Source organism: Microbulbifer mixtoriginis (SeqCode), from assembly GCF_052467705.1.
The window spans coordinates 3,578,288-3,602,645 of the sequence record NZ_CP174322.1; the positions used below are offsets into that span (position 1 = coordinate 3,578,288).

The following is a 24,358-nucleotide window of genomic DNA, read 5'->3' on the forward strand; positions in this document are numbered from 1 at the left end:
TGCCCACCCAGATAGCGGCAGGTCAATAGTGCCTGCTGCCATATCCAGCCCACATTCCCTCGTTTACCCAGCCCTTGCACATTAATCTTTCAATAGATGAAATTGGAGGCGGGGGATGACCAATATCACCGACGAAGTTCATCGTGGTGCCATCTGCGACCTGCGAGCGTTGCAACAACCCGGTCTACAGACTTTCAAACGATATATTCGTGGAAGTTTGCCGGGACCGCCCTTTTGGCGGCTCACAGGTATGCAGCCAACGGAAGCAGGGTTGGGCAAAGCCACTTACTCAATGCCCATCACTCCCTGGCTGGCAGACGGCACCGGGGTCTACTGGGGTGGTATTTACGCGATGTTCGCCGACGCGCCCCTCGCCTCTGCAATTTGGACGACTCTCCCGGCCGGTAAAGTACTTAGCACTTCTGAGTTGAATATGTGTTTTATCCGGCCAATTACCAGCAATACTCAGAATATTGTTGGCCGGGCCACGACTGTGCATTCCGGTAGCCAGGTGGGGCTCTCCAGCATTCAGATCAACGATCAAGATGGCAGAACCCTCGCCTATGGAAGTACTCGCTGCCTGATTGCAGACTTCCCAGTCAATCCTGATCAGGAGCTACCTCTGCCAGACCTGGGACCAACCGATCCCCCAGACCCCTATCTCAGACCGCCACCCAAACCCTATTTCTGTGATATGGGGCATCTGCCGGAACAGGTACCTATTGAGCTTCAGCGAACTACCATCAATGAGGGTCGCATTCACCCCGTATGGTTGCTCACCGGTTACCGCGCCATCGAAATCGAGAACGGCCGCTGTATTTCTACCATGCCCTCATCCCCCTGGTTCTCTAACGGCACCCTGTCTATCTACGGAGGACTGCTGGCCTGGGCGGCGGACTTCACTATGGGGGCGGCCGTATATTCCACCTTACCGGCGGGCAGTATATTTGCCACCTTAGATATGCATATCCGCTTTGCCAGACCAGCCAAGCTCAACAGTGGGGACCTGATCCTCGAGGCGCAAGTTCTTCACCGCGGCCGCCAGCTACGGGTTTCCTCTTGTAATATCGATACCCCCAGCGGCAAACGCGTGGCAATTGCCACGGGCTCAGCACTAATGATTCCAGGGGGTGCACAAATGTTGAGCGATGGTAAAGAGCCCGACGAGATCATTGCTACCGCTACCTCAGGTAAGCCCTGGACCCCTTAAATCAAATTCCCTGCCAGCACCGCGGCTATCTTCAGGTAAAATGCCCCACATCTATGAAAGGGGTAAGTCCCCAATTACACTTTGACCAAGTAGCCACCAAACTTACTGGCGGCACAATCCAATTACTATTGCAGGAAACATACTATGGCCTCACTGCAAGACCAGCTGTTACAAGCAGGACTCGTCGACAAGAAAAAAGCCAAACAGATCGGTAAGGAAAAGCGCAAGCAACAGAAAGTTGCAAAGAAATCTTCACAACCACAGGTAGATGAAACGAAGTTAGCCGCGCAGCAAGCGCGTGCGGATAAGGCTGCACGGGATCGCGCTCTGAATGCCGAACGTGACGCTGCGGCTCAACAGAAGGCCATCGCAGCACAAATCAAGCAGCTGGTGAACAACAACCGCCAGCCCTACTCAGGTGAAACTGCCTATAACTTTACCTTTGATAAAAAAATCAAAACTATCTATGTCAGTGAAATCCTGCGGGATCATCTCATTGCCGGCCGGTTGGTGATTGTCGCCCAGGGTGAACAGTTTGAACTGGTACCCAGAGTGATCGCCGACAAAATTGCCGAGCGCAATACTGAAATCATTGTCAAACCTACCGAAACTTCGACCTCGGTGGACGAAGACGACCCCTACGCCGACTTCCAGATCCCCGACGACCTGATGTGGTAAGCCGATACATGGAGCAACAAGTTACACAGGCAGTGGAACAATGGCTCACCGATGTTGTGGTGGGCCTAAATCTCTGCCCTTTTGCGCGCAAACCACTACGCGCAGGCCAGATTCGTTATAAGGTCTGTAAGGCAAACAACGAGGATGCTTTACTGGCAGACCTCCTTGCTGAGCTTCAACGACTCGACAGTACGCCGGAAAACGAACTCCTGACTACCCTGCTGATTATTCCAAATTGCCTAAAGGATTTTGCTGACTACAATCAATTCCTCGATCAGGCCGAATGGCTACTGAAGCGCAACCATTACGAAGGTATCTATCAGCTGGCCAGCTTCCATCCGGACTATCAATTCGCAGGTACTGCCCCAGAGGATGCCGAGAACCTCACCAATCGGGCACCCTACCCGATTTTGCACCTGCTGCGGGAAGAAAACCTAGCCAAAATGATTGATCTTTACCCAAACCCGGAAGCTATTCCGGAAAATAATATCCAACGGGTAGAGTCTCTTACTCAGGAGGAGAAGCTAAAACTCTTTCCTTACCTTTTCCAGCAGCTGAAAAAATAAACGATGAAGCCCATCGCAGAACTTCTTCGCCTGAAGAAGAAACTCCGCATTATTGGCTTTGACGATGCCCCTTTCCAAAAAGAGCGGGGCTCACCTGTAAACATCAGCGGGATAATATGTACCGATACCCGCTTTGAAGGCATGCTCTGGGGTGAGGTACAAAAAGACGGCATGGATGCTACTGAAGTTATCACGCAAATATTGCAAAGCAGCAAGTTTTACCCCCAGATTAACGTGGTACTGATTGATGGCGTCGCCGTTGGAGGCTTTAATATCATAGATCTCCCCAAACTGGCTGAATCCTTGAAGCGCCCCTGTATCGCGGTAATGCGTAAACCACCGGATATGTCAGCCATTAATAAAGCCCTGAAAAACTTCCCTGATTATTCACTACGCAGGGAGATTCTACTTAAAGCAGGCAAGGTTTATTCTCACCGTAATTTTTACTTTCAGGTACAGGGCTGTGTCCCGAACATTGCCGCCCAGATACTTGAGCAAGCTACTGATAACGGCAATGTGCCTGAAGCCCTGCGTTTAGCGCATATGATAGGCGCAGCAGTAATGACTGGACAAAGTGGGAACAGAGCCTGAAACATCTCTTTAATGTATTTTCTTATCCTTGGCACCTTTGAATTTATTCTTTCCACAATCCAAATAAGGCTAAGAGTGAGGACATCTTTCATTGGATACCAAACTATTATCGGCGACCTGTATCTCAAAATAGGCTGTTAGGAATTCTTTTATCGATCTTTCTGCTCAGCTCCTCTCCCCCATATTGATCAACCCTCCCAAGATATCTCAAAATATCTATTATACTCAGCAGCAAGCAATAGTAATCTGAGTAAATCAGGATCACTCCAATGCCTCAATACTTCAATATCACCTACTGCCTTGACCTCAATATCACCAAGAAAGTAAATTACGCCTATATAGAGGATAATAAGCTGGAAGAAGGCTTTGTTGGTTACAGGTATCGAGTGGAATGTACATGCAGAGCAAAATACCAAGATCCCCCCACCGACATGTCATTCCTGAAAAAAATATTTAAAGCTGAGATTCAGGATCTCTGCGATCATGCTACGATTATTGATTATCAAGACCCCTTTTTAAAGGAAATTATTAACTCCATAGAATACAAGAGCATAATCCATCAACAACAAAAAAAGGCACAATTTATTCAAGCGAACTCCAAAATTGGGAAATTGTGTATAACACCCTTTAAACCAAGCTCCGAAAACCTCGCTAAAGCTTGGCATGGTGCCATTCATCAAAGAGTTGCCGCCAATAGCTCAGACCTAGATATTAATTTCGAAAAGATCAAAGTCTGGGAAACCAACAATTGGTATACAGAGTTCTCTGTAGATCTGTAATTAAAATAGTGGAGAGTGATAGCAAAACAAGTTTCACTTAGAGTGGACCACTCGGGTACATTTCAAGGCTATTTTCACTGGTTTTTAATGAAAGTAACCCTGAATATTAAAAGGTACTGCAATCTATAGAATAACAGCGCTATCCCTCGAGCCAGAGGTAAAAAGAGCGACTAAAGAAAACTGGCTAAACCCTTGGTCCGTTGAAAGAAACTCCTTGCACCAAAAGTGTAAATCTTCAGAAAATTCAGCTATAGCGGATTTTTTGTCGTCATCAGTTTTAAACTGAGATTCTTGAAATTGCTTTTCCAGCGCGGTGAAGTGACAGCGAACAACAGCCTGGGCATCATTCTTTCTTTGGTCATCCGTGACGGCCAGGGTTAATTGCGAGCTGATGGGTTCCCACTGAATAAGGAAATAACGAGAACTATCATTTACATTTTTACTTAGCTTCGAAATAGCCAGCTCAAGGCTTTCGGCAAGATCCTGATGAATACCCTCACTGCTTAATGCCTGACTTTCCGCATTATATATTTCATACACAGTATTATCCCCCTCTACCGCTTTAAAGGCGGATATCGAATGACTCATATCCCAAATTAAACCCATAACTCCTCCAGCCAGTCGATCGATTACTCTTAGAAGTGAACTATTTTACGACGTTCACGGCCTCCGTACATCCACTTACGAGGCTCAATTGACTGTATAGATTATAAGCAGTGATCTAGGCCAAGACTGTTATATTTCAGATACTCAGAAAAGGACTATGAGGACTACCTGCCCTCAATTTCGGTCAATTTCCGCGACTTGTGACAGTCTAAAAACCTAACCCCATTTGCCAACCGCAGCCTTTACTTGTTTGTGGGGCGCTGAGATACACGCATGGTGATGTCCGCGTGAAACACTTCCTCACCGTTAGCATCGAAGACACCCACGGGCATAACCACATCACCAACCTGAATAGATGCAAAATCTGGATACTCACAAACCGCACGCAGGTTGGTTTTAGCCATTTTCAGGTACTTAACTTCCATCCCCACGGGTATCCAACGAAAGCGGCGATCCAGAGAAACATCCAAGCAGACCCCGCCGGCTAGTTCGGCAGCATTACACATCGCAATCGCATGCACTGTGCCTATATGGTTTGTCACTCCCCAACGTTTCTTCAGCAATACTTCTACACGCCCCGGTGATACCTCAGCAAAGCAGGGCTTAATAGACCTAAAGTAAGGTGCTTTGAAAGCGACCACCTTCGAAACTGTCCAACGCCCAAACGCCGAACCACCAAACTTCTTCCAAAGCTGCAAAACTGCACTCTTCGAGGACTGATACTCCATCTTGTCTCACTACCTTAACCGTTTACTGATAAGCCCTTTGCTAAGGGGCTTGTTAACGGGGGCACTATACAACATCTCTTCTCTAAATCAGGTAATCAGAACTATCAGGGTAATTGACCCTCAAGTGCGCCTAGGGGTTGCCCAAAGACAAAGGAAGCGGAAGATGACCTGTACTCAAGCCTGTGTAGGCTCTCATCCACAGTTTAACCATGCATACCAACCCTGCACTGAAATTAGCATTTAAATAGAAAGTAAAGGTCAAAAAGCTAAAAACACATTCACCGGAACTTAAATATCAATCTATAGCTTGTGAATTGTGAGAACCATTTCTTATCGACAACATGTAATACTTGAAGAAATTTTACCTATGAATCTACAGCAAAATCAAAAAAACCTAAAAACCACCTTTAACTTGTATGCTGGTTATTGTTTAATTTCGTAAGTTAAAATCATAAAAGTCTAAATACTAACATTTAATAAAAGAGGCTTGCCAATGCCTATTGAGCGATTAAGAACTCCCGAAGAGCGCTTTTCCCTTCTGCCAGGCTTTCCCTATCAACCAAAATACATCGATACTCTGGATGGATACGATTCAATGCGTATGGCCTACATTGATGAAGGCACCTCTGATGCAGAAACAACATTTCTTTGCCTACATGGGGAGCCAACCTGGAGCTATCTGTACCGAAAAATGATTCCAGTATTCATAGAAGCTGGGCACCGGGTTATTGCTCCTGATCTCTTTGGTTTTGGTCGTTCCGATAAACCAACAGATGACAATACTTACACCTTTAATTTTCATCGCAACAGCCTGATACAACTTATTGAACACCTAGACCTAAAAAATATCACTTTGGTATGCCAGGACTGGGGTGGACTTCTAGGCCTCACTCTGCCAATGGATATGCCGGAAAGATTTACACGATTACTGGTAATGAATACTGCGATTGCAGCGGGAGATGGCGCTTCGGAAGGTTTTTATCAATGGAGAAATTTTTCTGTCAGTGTTCCAGAGATACCGGTAGGTGGCTTAATTGCCACTGATGCCAGATCGGAAATCAATCTATTTGATATAGTAGCTTATGATGCTCCCTTTCCCGATAACCGCTATAAGGCCGGTGTTCGTCGCTTCCCCTCAATTGTTCCCGTTGATCCCGACATGGAGGGTGTAGAACTGGGGCTAGAGGCCAGAAATTTCTGGTCCAAGACCTGGGAAGGCGATAGCTTTATGGCAATTGGAATGAGGGATGCCGTACTCGGTGAAAAAGTAATGGAAATGCTTAGGGGGATTATCAAAAATTGTCCTCCGCCTCTCAAGCTTGAAGAGGCTGGTCACTTCGTACAGGAATATGGCAAGGAAATTGCTGAAAAAGCCCTATCTCATTTTCAACTACAAAAACCTGCCCAATAGTTAAAAGTTAAAAAATTAGTGTTCATTGCATCTAAATCAGGCCGAATTAACGGCCTGATTTACTAATCGAATAATTTGATCAACACAACTCAGTTATTGACAGTAAAACTGCTCGACTTCCCTGAGTAGCTGCTAACCTTCCCTGTCCAGCCACTTTTCCAGTTTCCCTTGTGTTTTATGCGATAAGTACCCGCAGGAGTATCCTCACCAATTACCCACTGCCCTTCAGCAAAGGAGCAGGCCAGGCAGTCTACCGCAGTATCCCGTGTCCAGATAAAGCGAGTATCCAAGTCATTGTCAGTAAGGTAGGTTTCCCAGTTGCCATTTACCTTACGTTGAATCTCTATAAAGGTATCTCCCGTTCTGAAATCGTTACGGGGATGACCGGAGCGAAAAGTCGCGGAGACAGTATCACCAACAGAATAGTTGCTACGTACATCATTCCAAACCTGGCCGAAGGATTCCCATAGGCGCTTATCATCGTAGACGACACCAATGACATGAATAATTTGGTCATTCGATAAATCTGTTGGTGTCGGCCCTGCATCCACCGCCAGATTATTATTCATGGCGTTGGCCATGCCTGTATAAATCTGTTGATAAGCCGCCAAGGTATTGGGCCCATAGATCGTGTGCCCCCCCTCATAGTGTTGTCTGTCAAATTCTTCATGAGTGGTCACATAACCGGTATAAGCATTGGCCAAACCGGCAATAACTACCCTGGTAACACCGTGCCCCTGCATTGAGGCCAATACCTTTTCTTCCAGGCGGCGACCAGCCATAGTGGTCATTTCACTCGGCGCAGCCACTAGGACCAGGGACCCAATGCGAAACATCTGAAATGGCAGATAAGGGGTATACAGCTGTTGCCCTACTACTTTACGCTCAACAAAAGTGGGTTTGGGATATTGGCAAGGATCATCCTGTGTATCCTTATAAACGGCAGCCGCAGAGAAGGCGTTCATTAACCCAAAGAGCGGGAAACCTCTGATCACTGATTCGAATAGGCTTTCGCTGCGATCCCACTCAACGCCTTCGTTTTCAACTGACATCCCCTCGAAAATACCATCAATCCCACTGGGACCATCCCAGGAAGAGCCAGCTGTGAATGACCAGCCCACGGCACCTTCGCAAATGTTTTGCTGCCCTTCGCCAGTATATTCCCCGGCTACGGTATAACCGGGGAAATATATGTATTGATGGCGATAATCAAGATTGTTCAATAATTTATTGTTCGAGGTGCTGTAAAGAGACTTCGCTTTGTTTGCCTGTTTTTCTGCAGCCAACTCAAGACTCTCATATTCACTGGAGCCACAACCATTCCCTGGGCCACAAATATTGGGAGAAGCATCACCTAGATTGCTATTGGCAAAGGCCGCAACAAGATTTCCTGTCGAATCTGTCTGATTTGAAGCCCATTGCTCAAATAAATAACTGGCAGCTCCCTTGTGATCACTACTCAACTGACGTTGACCGGTACCAAGTGAAACATTGTGTAGCGCAAACCAGTTAATAATACCCAATGCTTTATTATTCGCATTAACCAGTTTGAGCTGCGTCATAGTTTTGTTGGTATCGTATTGGTAATTGCCCGTATCCGGATTTTGCGCGTAGGGCTCCGGGTTGCGGTTGATACTCGTGTTGAGCAAGGTACCTTGCTCCAGGTAAATGTCGCCCTCTGCCAAACTGCTATTTGCCATAACAATAGATTGGTAGATACCTTCTACGATCGCGTTATAGTTATCTTCCGCATAACCCAGTGCACTCATATTGAGCATCACATAGTGATCATAACCTCCAGGGCCTACGTGGGTGTGGGTGGCCGTGAGCATCACATTTTCATCTGTAAAGCGGTCGTTGCCATACCTACTCTTGAGCTTGGCAACCACACCCTGTTTAACACCTTGAGTAATACTCTGTAAATCGGCGGAAACAAATACCAGACGCTGACTATCCTGAGGATTGGCAATTACAAAAGCACGGGACCACAAGCGGCTATGAATTCCTTTGGTTGTCTGACTGGTTTCTCCATAACCAACCATACCAACATCGGCGGCTGGCCCAGTGATATCGTATTTACCCGTACCTAACAGCCACTCTGCACTAAGAGCCAGGGGGGAGAATCCAAGCAGTATAAAAAATGTGGTATACCATCGAATTATTTTTGTCTTCATTTTTTCTCCATAATTTTTATACGAAAAGTCCTTTCAAAGGCCCTCTATCCTTGATTTCAAGGCGCCAAGAAGCCAGTCCCTTCCGAAAAAATCAGCTTGATATTGTGTGATAAAAACTGGCCGAACCAGTGGATACCTGTGAGTAATTACCAACTACTCACAACGGTTCTCTCTTCCTAGTACCGCTGCCTTAGCATTCTAGAAACTGCGAAGAATGATCGGCAGGGTCGATGTCCTTGATCGCACCAGGCGTTTATTATTCTGTAAAGGCACGCGGGTGCCAGCATACTCTAATTATCCCAGTCAGTGTGGTTAACAGAACTCAACGGCCGCCAAAATAAATCTGACATGATAAATTTCAAAGTAATACCAACCCAGTAAAAAACAGAAATAACAATTAATTATTTCTGTTTGCGCCAACTGACAGCACTATTCATCTTATAAAGCACAACAATAAAAAGATGACTCACGCGTTCTAACAAACACCTGATCAGCCGCTCATCTACCATGGCGATAAAGGACGTAATGAAAAAAAGACCGATAAAACTCATAGGCTTCCAGTAAACAATCGCTGAGGAATGCTGGGAAGGGGATCAAAGTATGGCCAGGTCTTTTCCGGATAAAATGACCTACAAATGGGATAAAATAGAGAAAAATATACCTTGGCTATTTAGTCATGAAAATCCCGATATTCCAAAAAGAAACTTTATTGCCCAGAAAGGGCCCTAAGATGAGTTGCAAATAATGAATAAGCAGTGGTTAGCAAATGCGTATTAAATTACTCAAAGCGGGTTTCACCTCCCTATTCTTACTCGGCATCACACCTCTCTCCATGGCCGCAACCAACTGTAAGGTCAATATGGTTGTCCAAAGTCAATGGGATAAGGGCTATATGGCCTCTGTAGTGGTCCGCAATACTGGCACAGAGCCTATTAATGGATGGAACCTTAATTGGCAATGGCCCGGAGACCAGGTAATTGACGGCTCATGGAATGCCAAAATTTCCCAAAATGGCAATACTGCAACAGCGGAAGGTACAGGTGACTTTGCCAATATTCCTGTGGGTGAGGCTCGCTCTTTTGGCTTTAATATCGCCTACTCTGGAGGAACACAAGCCCCCTCCAAAATCAATGCCAGTTGTCAGAATCAGCAAACCCCTCCACCGACAACATCAGAGCCACCGAAAACCAGCCCGCCCTTATCAGCAATAGAGAGCTACAACTATATTTTGGGCACCCAGACTATCAGCCCTAAGTACAGTTTCACAGGCGAAGGCTCTCTAGTCGAATCCGCTAAAGCCATCCGCGCAATGGGGTCCAACCTACTTAAGATCGCCCTGTCTACCGGCTTGTACGATGAGCTTAACGGCTTGGGCCTTGACTACCAGTTCAAACGTATGCTGGAAGAAGTACCCGCTTACCGAGAGGTGCTTGATATGGACTTCTCCCACTATATGTTCTGGGTGGAGGACTCCGGATCTTGGATGGACAATAAAGGCATGTCTCAGGAAGAGCTCACCTGGCAGTACGATAAGATTTATGCGATGGCCGAGTATCTGTTAACGAAATACAGCGGCTCAGGTAAAACGTTTATGATCGGTCATTGGGAGGGTGACTGGAACCTCGTGCAAAAAGCCGATGGAACACGGAACGACAACCAAGTGAAGATTGATCCGCTGCGTATTCAGGGATTGATCGACTGGCTCAATATTCGCCAAAAAGCCATTGAAGATGCCAAGGCCAATATTCCCCACTCCAACGTCAACTTGTATCACTATGTAGAGGTGAATCGGGTTGAATCCGCAATGCAGGGTAAAGAGCGCATCACCAACGCCGTGTTACCACACACCAATGTCGACCTCGTTTCCTACTCAGCCTATGATCTGACTACCAAAGAGAAACATTCTGATTTTGCCACCCTACACGCCGAGCTAACCAAAGCACTGGACTTTATTGAGTCAAAACTGCCGCAAAAAACTGGCCTGCCCTTCGAAAAGCGGGTGTTTATCGGTGAATACGGTTACGGTGAATCTTGGTTTAAAGACTGGGGCACCCGCTCTGGTGAAGCGCAAGATATGTTGTCTCGCAATGTAATTAAAACCTCTCTTGAGTGGGGCTCTCCCTTTATTCTTTACTGGCAGATGTACGGGAACGAATACGATAGCTGGATTAAAGAATTTGTCGGTTACTGGTTGATTGATAACAATGGCAATAAAAAGGAGATTTATCAAACCCACAAGAATTTTTACACTGATGCCAAGAGCTATCTAAATAACTATCACACCAAGCAGGGGGCTTTACCCTCAGAGTCTGAATTCCGCGCTTTTGCCCTAAAATGGTTTGAATCCTCTACTGCTACTAAACCTGACAACACCACTGAGCCCACATCAGGTACGAACACTGGGAACGGCACTAATACTGGAACTGAGCCAACACCCGCAGAACAACCCCAAGCCTCAGGTCAATGTACGGTGGAATACGCCATTCAAAATGACTGGGGTAATGGATTTATGGCCAATGTTGTCATACGCAATACCGGGGATCAGCCACTGGATGCTTGGCAAATAAAATGGCAATGGCCGGGCAACCAAAAAGTAACCCATTTTTGGAATGCTGAGGTGGTTGACCACTCTGGCTCAGTAACCGCTAGCGGCCAGGATGTTATTCCACCAGGAGAGGCACGTGCCTTTGGATTTAATGGCGAGTATAGCGGAACCAATAGTCAGCCAACTCTTACTGCCACCTGCCAAGCCAGCGGTTCATCCCAGGTTGGCACCGGCAATCCAGCAACTCCCCCCGTAGCCGGAAACCAACCCGACGATAGCGGAAGCTCCTCTCAGGATGGTGCCGGTAAAATCAAACTTTGGTTTATCGGGGATTCAATCACCTATGGTATGACCACCCTGCCCTACAACTCAATGGGGTTCCGCTCACAAATCTGGCAGCAAATCGTCGAGGCCTCTGATGGGAAATCCAGCTTTCCCCTAAGCAGTAGCGATAATAACGGCAGCCTGACCATTAGCTATAATGGTCAGCCCGTAGAAACTATTGGTACTGTGAGTGGCCCAACCGGACCCGATGGAGTAGAGAAGAAGACTGGAAATTACTGGCATACCGGAATTCCTGGAGCAAGTACGAGCGATATGCAGTGCTTTCTTAATCCTACAGGCCATCAAATCCCAGCAGGTTATAGCTCTGCCAGCTGCGCAGATGCTATTGCCTACTTTAATTCTGTCGTTACTGAAATGTGTCGTGAAAGTGATAACAGCGCAGGGTGGTTAGACAACCAAACCTGCCCATTAAACCTAAATCTGGCGGCATCAGATGCTATTATTGTGCCTATCCAGCTGGGCACAAACGATATCACCCATCTCAACCGGAATGGTGCTACCCAATGTAGTGCGGCTCCGAAGGCTGGGAGTCTAACGGCCAAGCGCCTAGACGAAGTAGTGGAAAGCATTATCTCTAGCAATAATACTCGAGATAAAACAACGTTGGTGGGCAAAATATACAGCCACCTAAGTGCAATGGGTATACCGGATAATAAAATTGCCTTTGTAATTTCCACCATTCCCCGTAGAACGAATTTGGATGGTCAGGACCCTTCCAACCATTGTACAGACTATTACAACACGAAAATCAAAAGTACTATTGCTAGCATCACTCCTCCGGTAAAGATTCTTCTTGTTGATCAGGGCAATATTGTACCGACAGGTGATTCTGTACACCCAACAACAGCCGGACATAAAGTTATGGCCTGCAACTTGCTGTATGGCTATAACTATGGGCACTCAGAAAATTTTAACTGTCCTACCCCTAATAGCACACCAAAAACTGGATTACTGCAAGCTTTTGCTGCTGTATCAGTAAAATAGCCCCTATTAGCTATTAGAAAGGAGTTCTAAAAATTCTAGTATCCATTAAAAAATAGAAGTGATTTATTCCGGAGCATTTTTGCAAGATATAAAGTCCCCATGAATTGGTGCGGTATCATAAATAATTGTTACAGCCATAAAAGTACTGAAATCTTCCGTTAAATCGAAGAGGTCTACCACATCAATTGTGGCCGGACCTCTTCCTTCTACTGACCGGGTATAGCTAAGATGTAATGCAACTTGGTTAGTCTTTAACACACCCGAAAGTATATTGTTCAGTTTCATAGCACGATCGCTAATTGACTGAAAAATATAGGAATAAAAACTCTCTACTGAGCATTTCCCAAAAATTGGCGAATAGACCAAAGCATGTTCTGTAAACAGTGAAAGAAGTATATCCAAGTCCCCCCGCTCCAAGGCAGATAGATATTGGTAACAGAGCTGCTCGGTATCTTTAGTATCTACACGTTTCTTCATCATTTATCTTGCCTAGCCAAAGTTCGATCCACCATCTCACCACAAAGCCCAAGGTAATTATTGGGATCAAGCAGCTTATCCACTTCATTATCGGTTAAGGCCTTAGAAACCTCATTATTCTCCTTTAATAGATCCGCAAATGGGCGATCAGTTTCCATTGCTTGACAGCAAATTTTGTAAACAAGATCGTGAGCTTTCTCACGGCCAATCTTTGGGCCTAGCCCCATCATCACCGCTTCAGAAGAAACCAAACCTCCAGTCATCTGTAAATTTCGCATCATATTATCTGGGTGTACATTGAGACCCCGCAACGCGAACTTCGCCTGTGCCAATGCCGCAGCGGATAAACAAAAGATTTCAGGAAGAACCACCCACTCAACCTCCCAGGTTCCCGTCGCACGCTCGTGATCTTCCTCCATAGCATTGAGTAACGCCGCCACCTGTTGTCGCACAATGGGCACTATTCCACTCATATATACTGAGGAAACTGGGTTGTGCTTTTGCGGCATAGTGCTAGAAGCACCTCGCCCCGCAGTGAAGGGCTCCGTGACCTCCCCGACTTCTGTCTGTGCCATCAGTTTGATATCTAGGGCTATCTTACTCAGAGTGCCGGTGATTAACCCCAATAGACAGGCGACTTCAGCTATCCGATCACGCATGGTATGCCAGGCGATAACAGGTATAGCGAGATTAAGCTCCTTCATAAGTCCAGCCTGCACCGCTAGGCCTTGATCTCCCAAGGAGGCTAGGTTTCCCGCAGCACCACCAAATTCCCCGACTAGGACTCGTTTCTTAATTTCTGCAAGCCGTTGCTGGTGCCGATGAAAACCCGCTAACCACACAGCTGCTTTATAGCCAAAGGTAATTGGTACAGCTTGTTGAAGGTTACTTCTCGCAACCATTGGCGTATCCCGGTAATCCTCGGCTAGAGCGGCCAGCGCACCGGCGATTTCATCTACTTCCGTCTCCACAAGCTTTAATGCTGCACGAATCTGCAATATAGTAGCGGTGTCGGTAATGTCCTGAGTTGTTGTGCCCCAGTGGCACCACTGCCCTAGCCCCCCCTTACAACGCTCAACTAACTGCTGTACAACTCCAAATACCGGATAGCCAATTAACTCTGTCTGGGATCTCAACTGCTCAAGGTCAATTTCTTCAGCACGACAATGTTGGCAAATCTCATCTGCTGCCTCTTTGGGAATGATATCAAGTCTCGCCTGTACCCTGGCCAAGGCAGCCTCTACATCCAAGTAGTACTGAACTCTTTGCCGGTCAGAAAAGATCTCACTCATGGCAGGAGTGCTAAAGAGACCAGAAAAGACCTGCGAGTCTATAAGAGTTGCAGCCATTGTTAACCTCCCAAATAACAGGTAACAGCAGCGCTTTAAAGCAAAGTGTAATAATCAAGAAGAGCATAAAATGAGGTAAATACAAGCATCAGTGTGCATATGCCACATTTTCTTTAAAGAGTAGACAATAGTCCCAACTTTCAGAGACATTGGTATGATCCATAGCTGGTAAACTTAACCGGGTCAAATTAAGAAATTATGTAATCAAATTGAAGCAAAGTTGAGATTTTCGCCGCTAACCAGCACCTAGGCCAAATGCTAAGTATCCGGTAATAGCCAACAGGAGCAGAAGCCCAATTAATCCCGCCCGACCAGGTAATTCTGCAGGTGATGACTGTATGTTTTTTTCACGTACATAGGTGTTAACAATTATTCTTGCTTCTTTAAGATTAATATTCTTGTATTCACGCAGAAGCTTCATAGCTTGAATCATTTGGCCACTTTCAATTGCATCAACTACATCTTCTTCCAATTTCATCATTGGTCCAATTACCGCTCAAGGAACTATAATTTTGGCATATAAAACATGAAAATTCATGAAATCTACTATAGTTATGTCGAACCATTCCTATTAGTGTAATTGGTTCTATAAAACATCCCCTCAAGAACCTGGCTACAAATACCCACAAATCCCTAAACAATCTTTAATGTTACTGACTGAAAAAATAAAACATGTACTCTATAACCACCAAGAGCAAGCCGCCACTAAATCCTTTTTTGCAGCCACAAAGAAATCAACTCAAACAGGCGAAAATAAATTAGTATCAACCCCTACCAACCAGGAGAAAGCCATCTTTGGAAACTCTAAAGACAACAACGTTAAAGTACCTAGATCACACAAAAATATTACCAGTGAGACTTACAAGTGCGACAACTATACCCTTTTCACACATCGACCAACACAAGAGCAACCCCCTTTAACCCAATAAGATATTGAAATCATTGATTTAGATCAATAACCCGCATCTCAAGACAGGAAATCAAAAAATATAAAAACATCAAAAATGAAGTCATTAACAACCAGAAAGCCTACAACTGCATCAATCAAAAACGATAAAGCACAAAATAAAAAGCATGCTCTTGAAATATTTTTGAGCACAAAAAAATCATTCACCATTCAAAAGAAAACAAAACAAACACTAAACCTGCATCAACCCTCTCTTAAAAAAAGCAAATACTCCAAAATAGGTATAGAGATCTAACCACCAAGAATCACAGCTAACAAAAAACCATAAAATAAGAAGCGTCCATGGGAAATCAATTACAATTTAACAATTGCCAATAAAAATCCAACTTCGTATACTGAAATTCTATCAAAAAACAATAAACTTAAAGCTAGTGGGCACAGGATGTGCATTGACAACCTGAAAAGCAAACAAGCTATACCGTCAACATCTAGAAAAGGAATTTTAACATTAAAACGAGCAACACAAGCCGAGTTTGGCTGGAAGATCTATCCGAGGAAGTACTTAACCATAGGGCTGTAAATCATACCTATTTAATACGGTTTAGCGAGGCATCCCTGCCAAACTTTCCTTATGTTGTGGCTGATTTTGCACAACAATACAGCCTATACACATCCCGATTTATTAACTTATTAAGTGCAGCCATCTCCAAGCTGACCATTCCGGAGCACCGAAATATACTCTTGGAAAACCTGAACGAAGAATCTGGTAATTATGAGGAGGATGAACTCCGAATACTAAATCACCATGGAATAGATCCAAGGTGGATAAAAAATATCCCCCATGCTGATCTTTTTAACCGCTTTAAAGAAAAGGTCACACAGGGTAAACAAGAAACACCTCTTTCGGATGATGCAATCATCTGGTACGACATGCTTTCAATGGTATTACTTTATGGCTCTACCGAGGAAGCAATAGGAGCTTTAGGGATAGGAACAGAGCATGTAGTGAGTACAATTTATCCATATATTGAAAAGGGGTTGAAGCATTTACCTGAAATTCAGCCCAAGGACTACTGCTTCTTTTCCGTTCACACTCTAATCGACGATGATCATGCTGAAAGTCTCAACCAGATCGCATTAACTTTTGCCGAGACAGAGGAAGGAAGGAGGCGTCTTCGCCAGGGTGCAACTAAGGCTCTGAATTTAAGAGCTGCTTTTTGGGATGGCATGCTTGCACGAGCATACAACAATACAAAAATCATCGACAACAATTATAACTCGACAACCACACAAGTATCAGGAGTGGCTCAGGATGAACCAACCTATATCAACTGAATCAATTTATAATGCACAAGCCACGAATTGGCTTAGATCAGAAAAAATACTGTTAAGCGACTTCACGGCAAGACCTCGTGTTTTAGAGGCTCTGGGCAAAATCAAAGACCAAGATATCCTAGACTTTGGCTGTGGAGAGGGCTATGTATCACGCATGCTCATAGAGGCTGGTGTCAAGTCAATTTTTGGAGTTGACTCTTCTGCTGAAATGATAGCTCAAGCACAATCGATGGCTAAGGAACTCAAGCTATCTAATGCAACTTATACCGTGGGCAATGCAGTTTCATTTAATCAATTTCCACAAACTAGATTCGACAAGGTCATTGCCGTATTCCTTTTCAATTACCTGACTATCGAAGAAATGACTCAGGTGATGAGTAAAGTACGCTCTTTGCTGGTAGCAGGTGGTACTTTTGTCTTTACCGTACCCCATCCATGCCTCCCCTTTATGAGGGAAGAAAGCCCACCGTTTTACTTTGAACATGGTGAAAAATCTTATCTCGACGGTATAAATAAGACCTTTGAGGGGAAAATCTGGCGTAGAGATGGTGTCCCGGTCTCTGTTCGCTGTGTACATAAAACCTTTGCACACTACTTCGAAGCCCTTGCTAAAGCCGGCTTTAACAGCCTACCCGAAGTCAAAGAATTAGCTGTAACGGATGAACATCTGGCATTTGATCCTGAATTTTTTGGTCCACTAAAAGGCTATCCACTGCATGTGTTATTTAAGGTGAAGGTAAATGATTGATATAGCACCTGACGAGACTATCCGTGCACAGGCATGGACAGCCGCAGAGTTGGAAGCTAAACCCAGCTGGAAATTTAATTGGCCTAATGACTGGCCAAATGAAATCAAAGCTCTGCAAGAATGGTCTAAAGAGCAGGACAACCCTATTCTGGCTTTGCAAGCAGATTCTGTTGCCACTCCTCAGTTTGATCAGCTCGCCCAAAAAATCAAAAGTGAAATCCATGAAGGCAATGGTGTTACTTGGATTCGAGGAGTAAAAGGCTTTGATCAAGCAACACTAAATCTTCTGTTTCTCAAAATCAGCCTGGCAATGGGGCAGACTATTGATACCTACGGTAGACTCTACGGTATTTTAGATACGGGCAAAAGCTATAAAGACGAAGCCATTCCTGTTTCACAAACTAACGCAGCAACTGGTGTACATACAGATAGCTCACAACGAGCCATACAACCAAATATTTTAGGGCTCTGCTGTATTACCCCCGCGATTCAAGGTGGTAAATCTAAAGTAGTTTCTGCAGCCCAGGTACATAAAAATCTCAAGAAACAGGCACCAAAAAAGTTAGAGCTGCTCTACAAGAATTACATTCGAGATCTTGTCACACCAGGGAGCGATAAAGATATCCAGAATATTCTGAACAATCATTTCCCGATTTTCAGCTATGCCAATGGCAAAATTTCTATCCGCTATATGCGCTACTGGATAGAGAAAGGCCATCAACGAGTCAATAATCCCTTAACGGCAGAGGCACTTCAAGCACTAAATCTTCTTGATGGAGAACTAAACAATAAAGAAAATGTTGTTAGCTTTTATATGAATTCTGGCGATATGATTTTTATTGACAATACTAGAGTCTTGCACGATCGCGATGAATTTATAGACACACCCGAGCAAAAACGAATATATACAAGGGTGTGGATAGATTAAGTGCTTACAGGCTCCAGGAGAATCTTCTCCGGGGGCCTGGCAATTAGGCGCATAGTCTACTGGGTAAATAATTATAAAGCCGGATCCGATTTAATCATTCTCACTAGCAACATAAGTATGAGGAAGTTGAATATATTCAAAAAACTTTCGCCCAAATCGGCCTCCAGTACTCTCTCTAACTCCAGGCCTGCCAAAAAGCAGCTCCCCTATATTCACTCCAACCCCAACATAGAGCTCTCTACGCAAAGGGTCGTCTCGTTCTTTTTCTTTCAAAGTGAAACCCCGGGCAAAGTAACCCCCATGTAACTCCAGATAATTAAGAGGATTTCTCCGTGATAAGCCAAAACCACTTAATTTTAAGGCCAGTAGGTATTTTTGCCCCGAGTAATCTGAGTGTGGCTTAAAGCCAGAGCGATTACCCGATGGAAGATATTCTAGACGAAAATCCAGCTTTTCCCTAAGCCCGGGGATATTCCGTCTTAGGTAAGAGATTCCTACCCCTGCAGTATTGGCAACAACGTCCTCCCAGGCAAAGCCATGCTCCTTAGAGTAACCATCGCCTAACTCCACAAATAACATACTCAACCAAGCTAGAGTAACTGCACTAGCCTCCGCCCCCACCGCATTACCAGCCTTGCAGTGAATGGCATCTGTAAAGAATTCACTGAGAAGATAGCTACCATAGACATGACCGAGCTTATCCATACCACCATTGGCAGTATCATCCTCAAAGAAACCCTCACTAGTTGTACCAAAACTACTAGATCCCCAGTCCCAATCCACTAAACCAATCGCTAAAGTGGAAACAGCTACCCCTGCAGCCTCAAAGGGAATGGTAGAAAGATGCTGCTTGAATTTAGGCAATTTAAAACCATGCCATCTAGAGTCAGCCACCGGATACTGCTGTACACAACCAAATCTTTGTGATTCTTCAAAAGACATTGAATTACGGCCTACAGGGCTGGCCACCTCTTTAGCTAACCCCTCAAAGCTCCACATAGCAAAAAGCATGATCAAAGAAATTCTCTGAACTATTACACGATTCATCATTTCCATTTATTCCTTTAATAGGAAAATCCGACTTCAACTTTTATCGCACTCAAGGGTAAGTGTTTTATGACAAAGCAAGCTATCTTAGCAGTAAAGCCAAACCCGATAGTTCAGCCATCCTTATTATCTCTACATATACCAATCATTAAGCATAGAAATAAATATAGACAAGGTCCAGAAACAGACCTAAAAAGAGATTAATGCGCCAAAAAGGTGGGGCGGGGCATATTGAATCAACTGATATTATTATTGGAGCAACTCACTTCAAGACAATGCATCAGCATATAAACACCGCTCCAGAAGGATAAAGCATCTATAAAGACAGAGTGATTTATTTCATATGAATAATCGAATAACCGCCAAGTATTGGCGCTTTAAATTAAAGATTAATAAAAATCAACGTCAAACAACATTACATCATAAAAATTTACTGTCAATCAACACTTGAAAGTGCACCCCAAAAATCAGCCTCATAGACTTGAATAAGCCTTACGCGAGTTTCAATATCCGACTCACTTACTCCGGAGGCCAAGCCTTTTGCCACTATAGCTATAGCCTGCTCTCTAAAATCAGAAGGTAAAGTGCTAAAATTGATTAAGAACTCCAACTGACTGTCAGACAACCCCCTATATTGTTTAAGTGCTTTTGCCATACGGCCAATATTTTTACCAAAACTTTGAAAGTTGATTAAAAGGGCTGCCGCAATCTCTGCAGGTTGTGCATAATTTGCCAGCCATGCTGTATAAGCTGGATACGCCTGCGCCCCAGCTAGCGGACGATACTTAGTAATTTGACTTTTCGAGATATTAAGTGCCTGAATTAGAACCGGCAATTGCTCACTGGCAGACATCTCATTAACTACTAAGCGATAAAAGAATTTGTTAGTCACCTTACTTGAAGAACCACCAAATCGATGCAAGGAGAGTGCGTTATTGCGAAGGTCAGATTGAATAATCAGGCGCTGCTCCAGTGCAAAAGCATTTATAACTGACATTGACAACTCATTCTTTTCCAGTTTTTGGAGAATGGCAGGAACTTCATTACTAAGATATTTATTTTCAAGCCGTTGGATTAATTTCTCAGCCCTACTTCGTTTCTCCTCAATAGTTTCCGCAACAGAATTCGCCACAACTATTACTGCGAATATAAAAAAAAATCCTAACCTGATAAAAAAACCTGAAGTCACCTTATAGCGCTCCAAAACCTAAAGCGATAAGCATAGCATCTCAATCAGTAATTAGCGCAGATTACGCCGAGATAATCACGCTACTTGAAAGCTATAATGTCTATCTCAAATATCTACAACCATATATTGAAGATTGATTTCTCATTTAACTATGTAAAGTCTTTCTTCAGAAAGCGAATGATAATACTCGTTCTTAATCCTCCCCCAAGATAACCTTGTTAAATCGACCTGCCTGCTTGTACCAAAATTGGCAATCGCGGCCAAATTTTTTAGCTTGCAAATCGCATCCTCAACCTCAGAATAACGAAACCACTCAGGATAAAACTCCGGGTAGCACTGTTCATCAGGCACTAATGGCGTACAACCTGCTACGACGGCCTCCATTACCGCTAACCCCTGAAATTCATGATAAGCGGTAGATAGAAATACATGGCTGTTATGCAAGGTTTGTCGGTATAGAGATTCACTCTCCACGTACCCCATCACCAGCAGATTCTCACTAAACTCCTGTTGTATCTGCTCAAACTCTTTTGGGCTATTACGAAAGGATTGACCCATCAGGTTGAGTAAGAATTTTACCTTTTTCTCTTTTAGGCCCCGAAGAATTTGCAGCAGGCGGTCAGCGCCTTTGTCATATTCCCAGCGGGCGGCCCAACTGATGATTAGCGTATCCTCGCTTACTTCTCCCTGATAACCCTGCCCCCAGCGGTGACCCCAGCAAAAATCAGCTTGTGTGTACTCTTGAGTCAAGAGTGCATCCTCTAGTGGTACTGGCAGCACCTTCGACTTACTTGTAATTTCTTCACAAATTCCCACCGGCACATGGTCCGGGAAGCGCTTTAAAAGCTTGGCTGCGCCTTCAATCAGGGTGCGGCGGTTGTATTCCGAATTAAACAGCAACAGGTCACCGGCTAGCGCGGTATAGATATTGAGGAGCTGTGGCTCTATAGACTGGAACGCACCTGAACTGACGGGATAGGCAAACTGATTCTCGTGAAAGTAGACCACCGTGGGCACCCCCACTATCTCGGGCACTAAGCCGCGCAACGCACTGAGATCGGTCATAGACGTGGCAACAATTAGGTCCCACTGTTGCTTTAGTATTTGTGCCGCCTCTCCCCTGGCCCAAGAAAGGCTGTTGCCACGTATACGCCAGCTGAAATAGCGCGGGGGCAGTGTCAAGACTGTCCACTGCCACTCGGGGAAGGCGGCAACCAGGCCTTTACGCCAACGCTTGTGACTGTCGGCATCATAGGCCGAGAGCAATAAAACTTTCATGGGAATCTAAAACAACAAGGAACGGAAATACAGAGCTGGAAACAGAAGTATCCAGCTCCGTTATAGGCTTGAGAGGAGGTAAAGTCAGTCGAAAGAGCGCACATTCATCAGGCGAGCAAACAGACTAGAGGTATCCCAGCGAGAACCGCCGATCGCCTGCACCTCACTATAAAATTGATCCACCAGTGCCGTCACCGGTAACAGGGCGCCATTATGCTGGGCTTCCTGTAAAACGATGGCCAAATCCTTCCGCATCCAGTCCACGGCAAAGCCGTGATCATATTCACCGGCCAGCATTGTTTTTGAGCGGTTTTCCATCTGCCAGCTTTGTGCCGCGCCCTTGGAAATTACATCCACGACCTGTTCGCCATCCAGCCCTGCCGCTTTAGCAAAATGCAGCCCCTCTGCCAACCCCTGCACCACACCGGCAATGCAGATTTGGTTGACCATTTTACAAAGCTGGCCACTGCCCACCGGGCCCAATAAGGTAACAGCACGGGCAAAAGTGTCTATCAACGGCTTTACACGTTCAAAATCTGTCTCTTCACCACCAACCATTACGGTGAGAACCCCATTTTCCGCACCGGCCTGGCCACCAGATACTGGGGCATCGAGAAAGCCGATACCTTTCTCTTTGCCATTTGCTGCCAGTTCACGCGCGACATCTGCCGAGGCAGTAGTATGATCGACGAACAGGGTGCCCTTTTCCATAGTGGCGAAGGCGCCCTGCTCTCCAGCAACCACCTGGCGCAAATCGTTATCATTACCCACACAGGCAAACACCACCTCTGCACCTTTTGCGGCCTCAGCGGGTGTTTCGAAGCTCTCCCCCTCATACTCGCCCAGCCATTTTTCTGCACGGCTGGCGGTGCGGTTATATACCCGCACTGAGTGACCCGCTTTTGCCAGGTAACCCGCCATTGGGTAACCCATTACTCCCAAGCCAATAAACGCTACCGTTGCCATATTGATTACCCCCATATCATCCAAATAAGAGCCGCCCCTAAAATCAGGCGGTAAATCGCAAATGGCGCCATGCCGATGCGACTAATAAATTGCAGGAAAAAATGAATACATAGATAGGCACTAATAAAAGAAAGCAAAGTACCCAATAAAATATCCCCCCAGGGTACCGACTCTAGGGCGAGTAAATCATAGGTCAGTAACATGGCCGGCAGGGCTATCGCCGGTATGGATAACAAGAAAGAGAAGCGCGCAGCAGCTTCGCGCTTCATGCCGAGCATCAGCCCTGCGGTCATGGTAATACCCGAGCGGGAAGTACCTGGAATAAGCGCCAATACTTGCGCACCACCAATAACTAGTGCTTTTTTCCAGTTAAGTTGCGTTAGGGTTTGCACCCTGGCTCCACGCACATCAGCCCACCAAAGCAACAGACCAAAACCGATGGTGGTGGCCGCTATAACTGCTGCTGAGCGTAAATGCGTTTCTATATAGCCTTTAAAAATTAATCCTACCAAACCGACAGGAATCGTAGCCAGCACAATCAGCCAAGCCAAACGTCCTTCATCGCTAAATTGCCTCGATTTAAGCCCCCCTAAACCATCACGCAGGAGTAGCCAAATATCTTTTCGAAAATAGGTGACTACCGCGATCAGTGAGCCAAAATGTACAGCCACATCGAAAGCAAGCCCTTGATCCTGCCAACCTAAAACTTCTGCAGGCAAGATCAGGTGTGCCGAGCTTGAAATAGGGAGAAATTCAGTCAAGCCCTGGATCAGGGCCAGTACAACAATCTGAAATATTTCCATGAATTATCAGGATCGAATTTTTTGACGTTTTTGCCAGGTAACTTCATTGCGAAGATAAACGGGCTCCAAAGCTTCAGCAGATACCATTGCACCAGCTCGATAGAGAGGAACCGCTAGCTCAGCAATATCCCGTGCATGGATTAAGGCATTCAGATCCAGCTCTGCCGCTCGAGCCTTGCCTAATGCCTCATAGTGCCAACCGGGACCGGCACCGTAATATGTGTTTGTCAGCTTGGCCTCACTCAATGACAGTAGAACCTGCTCTGGATTCTGTACTGCCTCAGGTATCAAGCTGTCATTAGGCATCTCGGTGCCGTAAATACCCCAGTACACCTGCTGCATACGAGCGTCAAGCATAGCGACAATAGGATCCCCCCCCCACTGCGGGTGCGCCCTTCTGGCACCTAGGGCCAAAGCGGCTAGGCTGGAAACCGGCACTACCGGCTTATCGGCGGAAAAGGCCAGCCCCTGTACACAACTGATAGCGATACGCAGGCCCGTAAATGAACCGGGGCCCCTGCTTACAGCAAAGGCATCCAGGTCGGGAAGGCTCAACTGGGCCTCAGCCAATACCTCATCCACCATTGGTAGCAGGCGCTGTGTATGGTCTCGCTCTGCTTGCACAAAGCGTTCGGTAATCTGGCCATTACTATAAAGTGCCACTGAGCAGGCACCAGACGTGGTATCCAGGGCAAGAATCTTCACAACTATTTC

23 protein-coding genes are annotated in these 24,358 nt (G+C 45.4%); 11 read left to right on the forward strand and 12 right to left on the reverse strand.

Annotation, left to right across the window (positions count from 1 at the left end):
- Positions 1 to 115 precede the first annotated feature (115 nt).
- The 5 genes from ACJJIB_RS15615 to ACJJIB_RS15635 all read left to right on the forward strand — a co-directional run bounded on the left by ACJJIB_RS15615 (position 116) and on the right by ACJJIB_RS15635 (position 3,824).
- Entirely contained in the window at positions 116 to 1,210 is a 1,095-nt protein-coding gene (locus ACJJIB_RS15615) for a PaaI family thioesterase (protein WP_252082487.1), read from the forward strand.
- A gap of 144 nt (positions 1,211 to 1,354) precedes the next feature.
- Positions 1,355 to 1,888, forward strand: a complete 534-nt coding sequence (locus ACJJIB_RS15620; RefSeq protein ID WP_252082489.1) for a DUF2058 domain-containing protein — start codon at positions 1,355 to 1,357, stop codon at positions 1,886 to 1,888.
- Between the two features lie 8 nt (positions 1,889 to 1,896).
- Entirely contained in the window at positions 1,897 to 2,454 is a 558-nt protein-coding gene (locus ACJJIB_RS15625; protein ID WP_444886776.1) for a DUF1415 domain-containing protein, read from the forward strand.
- A gap of 3 nt (positions 2,455 to 2,457) precedes the next feature.
- Positions 2,458 to 3,045 (forward strand): endonuclease dU, encoded by a 588-nt coding sequence (locus tag ACJJIB_RS15630; RefSeq protein WP_444884251.1) that lies wholly within the window; start codon positions 2,458 to 2,460, stop codon positions 3,043 to 3,045.
- Between the two features lie 269 nt (positions 3,046 to 3,314).
- A complete protein-coding gene (locus ACJJIB_RS15635; protein ID WP_444886777.1) occupies positions 3,315 to 3,824 on the forward strand; it encodes a 6-carboxytetrahydropterin synthase in 510 nt (169 codons plus the stop codon).
- A 123-nt stretch (positions 3,825 to 3,947) separates the two neighbouring features.
- On the opposite strand, the gene ACJJIB_RS15640 is transcribed toward ACJJIB_RS15635, so the two are convergent.
- Positions 3,948 to 4,430 carry a hypothetical protein gene (locus ACJJIB_RS15640; RefSeq protein WP_444886778.1) on the reverse strand — a complete coding sequence of 161 codons (483 nt, stop codon included), beginning with the start codon at positions 4,428 to 4,430 and terminating at the stop codon, positions 3,948 to 3,950.
- Positions 4,431 to 4,672: 242 nt separating this feature from the next.
- On the reverse strand, positions 4,673 to 5,158 hold the full coding sequence (locus ACJJIB_RS15645; protein ID WP_444886779.1) for a hotdog fold domain-containing protein: 486 nt from the start codon (positions 5,156 to 5,158) through the stop codon (positions 4,673 to 4,675).
- A 493-nt stretch (positions 5,159 to 5,651) separates the two neighbouring features.
- Here ACJJIB_RS15645 and ACJJIB_RS15650 point away from each other — a divergent pair, with 493 nt between their 5' ends.
- Complete coding sequence (locus ACJJIB_RS15650; protein WP_444886780.1) at positions 5,652 to 6,569, forward strand: haloalkane dehalogenase; 918 nt, start codon at positions 5,652 to 5,654, stop codon at positions 6,567 to 6,569.
- Positions 6,570 to 6,658: 89 nt separating this feature from the next.
- Here the strand turns inward: ACJJIB_RS15650 and ACJJIB_RS15655 are convergent, their stop codons facing one another.
- On the reverse strand, positions 6,659 to 8,743 hold the full coding sequence (locus tag ACJJIB_RS15655) for a neutral/alkaline ceramidase (RefSeq protein WP_444886781.1): 2,085 nt from the start codon (positions 8,741 to 8,743) through the stop codon (positions 6,659 to 6,661).
- Positions 8,744 to 9,509: 766 nt separating this feature from the next.
- Between ACJJIB_RS15655 and ACJJIB_RS15660 the strand changes: the two genes are divergently transcribed.
- A complete protein-coding gene (locus ACJJIB_RS15660; protein ID WP_444886782.1) occupies positions 9,510 to 12,617 on the forward strand; it encodes a cellulose binding domain-containing protein in 3,108 nt (1,035 codons plus the stop codon).
- A gap of 63 nt (positions 12,618 to 12,680) precedes the next feature.
- Here ACJJIB_RS15660 and ACJJIB_RS15665 read toward each other — a convergent pair whose 3' ends face one another.
- The 3 genes from ACJJIB_RS15665 to ACJJIB_RS15675 all read right to left on the reverse strand — a co-directional run bounded on the left by ACJJIB_RS15665 (position 12,681) and on the right by ACJJIB_RS15675 (position 14,921).
- Entirely contained in the window at positions 12,681 to 13,097 is a 417-nt protein-coding gene (locus tag ACJJIB_RS15665) for a nuclear transport factor 2 family protein (protein ID WP_444886783.1), read from the reverse strand.
- Entirely contained in the window at positions 13,094 to 14,443 is a 1,350-nt protein-coding gene (pcaB, locus tag ACJJIB_RS15670; RefSeq protein ID WP_444886784.1) for a 3-carboxy-cis,cis-muconate cycloisomerase, read from the reverse strand. The genes ACJJIB_RS15665 and pcaB overlap by 4 nt, the downstream gene beginning before the upstream one ends.
- A 235-nt stretch (positions 14,444 to 14,678) precedes the next feature.
- Complete coding sequence (locus tag ACJJIB_RS15675) at positions 14,679 to 14,921, reverse strand: hypothetical protein (RefSeq protein ID WP_252082508.1); 243 nt, start codon at positions 14,919 to 14,921, stop codon at positions 14,679 to 14,681.
- 169 nt (positions 14,922 to 15,090) lie between these two features.
- Between ACJJIB_RS15675 and ACJJIB_RS15680 the strand changes: the two genes are divergently transcribed.
- From ACJJIB_RS15680 to ACJJIB_RS15695, 4 genes are all read left to right on the forward strand, one after another.
- Positions 15,091 to 15,372, forward strand: coding sequence for a hypothetical protein (locus ACJJIB_RS15680; RefSeq protein WP_444886785.1), 282 nt, complete (start codon positions 15,091 to 15,093; stop codon positions 15,370 to 15,372).
- Positions 15,373 to 15,986: 614 nt separating this feature from the next.
- On the forward strand, positions 15,987 to 16,685 hold the full coding sequence (locus tag ACJJIB_RS15685) for an iron-containing redox enzyme family protein (protein ID WP_252082510.1): 699 nt from the start codon (positions 15,987 to 15,989) through the stop codon (positions 16,683 to 16,685).
- On the forward strand, positions 16,663 to 17,433 hold the full coding sequence (locus ACJJIB_RS15690) for a class I SAM-dependent methyltransferase (RefSeq protein WP_444886786.1): 771 nt from the start codon (positions 16,663 to 16,665) through the stop codon (positions 17,431 to 17,433). Before ACJJIB_RS15685 ends, ACJJIB_RS15690 begins: the two co-directional genes overlap by 23 nt.
- Complete coding sequence (locus ACJJIB_RS15695; RefSeq protein WP_444886787.1) at positions 17,426 to 18,361, forward strand: TauD/TfdA family dioxygenase; 936 nt, start codon at positions 17,426 to 17,428, stop codon at positions 18,359 to 18,361. Before ACJJIB_RS15690 ends, ACJJIB_RS15695 begins: the two co-directional genes overlap by 8 nt.
- A 90-nt stretch (positions 18,362 to 18,451) precedes the next feature.
- On the opposite strand, the gene ACJJIB_RS15700 is transcribed toward ACJJIB_RS15695, so the two are convergent.
- The 6 genes from ACJJIB_RS15700 to tsaB all read right to left on the reverse strand — a co-directional run bounded on the left by ACJJIB_RS15700 (position 18,452) and on the right by tsaB (position 24,349).
- Positions 18,452 to 19,411, reverse strand: a complete 960-nt coding sequence (locus tag ACJJIB_RS15700; protein WP_444886788.1) for a DUF2279 domain-containing protein — start codon at positions 19,409 to 19,411, stop codon at positions 18,452 to 18,454.
- 433 nt (positions 19,412 to 19,844) lie between these two features.
- Positions 19,845 to 20,597 carry a thiaminase II/PqqC family protein gene (locus tag ACJJIB_RS15705; RefSeq protein WP_444886789.1) on the reverse strand — a complete coding sequence of 251 codons (753 nt, stop codon included), beginning with the start codon at positions 20,595 to 20,597 and terminating at the stop codon, positions 19,845 to 19,847.
- Between the two features lie 141 nt (positions 20,598 to 20,738).
- On the reverse strand, positions 20,739 to 21,875 hold the full coding sequence (locus tag ACJJIB_RS15710; protein ID WP_444886790.1) for a tRNA-queuosine alpha-mannosyltransferase domain-containing protein: 1,137 nt from the start codon (positions 21,873 to 21,875) through the stop codon (positions 20,739 to 20,741).
- A gap of 84 nt (positions 21,876 to 21,959) precedes the next feature.
- Positions 21,960 to 22,841 carry an NAD(P)-dependent oxidoreductase gene (locus ACJJIB_RS15715; protein ID WP_252082521.1) on the reverse strand — a complete coding sequence of 294 codons (882 nt, stop codon included), beginning with the start codon at positions 22,839 to 22,841 and terminating at the stop codon, positions 21,960 to 21,962.
- Positions 22,842 to 22,846: 5 nt separating this feature from the next.
- The gene (locus tag ACJJIB_RS15720) at positions 22,847 to 23,644 is read right to left on the reverse strand and encodes an undecaprenyl-diphosphate phosphatase (RefSeq protein WP_252082522.1); all 798 of its coding nucleotides are present in this window, start codon (positions 23,642 to 23,644) and stop codon (positions 22,847 to 22,849) included.
- 6 nt (positions 23,645 to 23,650) lie between these two features.
- Positions 23,651 to 24,349: a tRNA (adenosine(37)-N6)-threonylcarbamoyltransferase complex dimerization subunit type 1 TsaB gene (tsaB, locus tag ACJJIB_RS15725; RefSeq protein WP_444886791.1), complete on the reverse strand. Its 699-nt coding sequence runs from the start codon at positions 24,347 to 24,349 to the stop codon at positions 23,651 to 23,653.
- Between the last annotated feature and the right edge of the window lie 9 nt (positions 24,350 to 24,358).

Bases quoted from the DNA above. Each gene is read 5' to 3' on its own strand.
- ACJJIB_RS15615 (WP_252082487.1), top strand. From the start codon at position 116: ATGACCAATATCACCGACGAAGTTCATCGTGGTGCCATCTGCGACCTG.
- ACJJIB_RS15715 (WP_252082521.1), bottom strand. From the start codon at position 22,841: ATGGCAACGGTAGCGTTTATTGGCTTGGGAGTAATGGGTTACCCAATG.
- pcaB (WP_444886784.1), bottom strand. From the start codon at position 14,443: ATGGCTGCAACTCTTATAGACTCGCAGGTCTTTTCTGGTCTCTTTAGC.
- ACJJIB_RS15675 (WP_252082508.1), bottom strand. From the start codon at position 14,921: ATGAAATTGGAAGAAGATGTAGTTGATGCAATTGAAAGTGGCCAAATG.
- ACJJIB_RS15700 (WP_444886788.1), bottom strand. From the start codon at position 19,411: ATGATGAATCGTGTAATAGTTCAGAGAATTTCTTTGATCATGCTTTTT.
- ACJJIB_RS15690 (WP_444886786.1), top strand. From the start codon at position 16,663: ATGAACCAACCTATATCAACTGAATCAATTTATAATGCACAAGCCACG.
- ACJJIB_RS15635 (WP_444886777.1), top strand. From the start codon at position 3,315: ATGCCTCAATACTTCAATATCACCTACTGCCTTGACCTCAATATCACC.
- ACJJIB_RS15665 (WP_444886783.1), bottom strand. From the start codon at position 13,097: ATGATGAAGAAACGTGTAGATACTAAAGATACCGAGCAGCTCTGTTAC.
- ACJJIB_RS15620 (WP_252082489.1), top strand. From the start codon at position 1,355: ATGGCCTCACTGCAAGACCAGCTGTTACAAGCAGGACTCGTCGACAAG.
- ACJJIB_RS15680 (WP_444886785.1), top strand. From the start codon at position 15,091: ATGTTACTGACTGAAAAAATAAAACATGTACTCTATAACCACCAAGAG.
- ACJJIB_RS15720 (WP_252082522.1), bottom strand. From the start codon at position 23,644: ATGGAAATATTTCAGATTGTTGTACTGGCCCTGATCCAGGGCTTGACT.
- ACJJIB_RS15695 (WP_444886787.1), top strand. From the start codon at position 17,426: ATGATTGATATAGCACCTGACGAGACTATCCGTGCACAGGCATGGACA.
- ACJJIB_RS15655 (WP_444886781.1), bottom strand. From the start codon at position 8,743: ATGAAGACAAAAATAATTCGATGGTATACCACATTTTTTATACTGCTT.
- ACJJIB_RS15660 (WP_444886782.1), top strand. From the start codon at position 9,510: ATGCGTATTAAATTACTCAAAGCGGGTTTCACCTCCCTATTCTTACTC.
- ACJJIB_RS15645 (WP_444886779.1), bottom strand. From the start codon at position 5,158: ATGGAGTATCAGTCCTCGAAGAGTGCAGTTTTGCAGCTTTGGAAGAAG.
- ACJJIB_RS15710 (WP_444886790.1), bottom strand. From the start codon at position 21,875: ATGAAAGTTTTATTGCTCTCGGCCTATGATGCCGACAGTCACAAGCGT.
- ACJJIB_RS15625 (WP_444886776.1), top strand. From the start codon at position 1,897: ATGGAGCAACAAGTTACACAGGCAGTGGAACAATGGCTCACCGATGTT.
- ACJJIB_RS15640 (WP_444886778.1), bottom strand. From the start codon at position 4,430: ATGGGTTTAATTTGGGATATGAGTCATTCGATATCCGCCTTTAAAGCG.
- ACJJIB_RS15630 (WP_444884251.1), top strand. From the start codon at position 2,458: ATGAAGCCCATCGCAGAACTTCTTCGCCTGAAGAAGAAACTCCGCATT.
- ACJJIB_RS15650 (WP_444886780.1), top strand. From the start codon at position 5,652: ATGCCTATTGAGCGATTAAGAACTCCCGAAGAGCGCTTTTCCCTTCTG.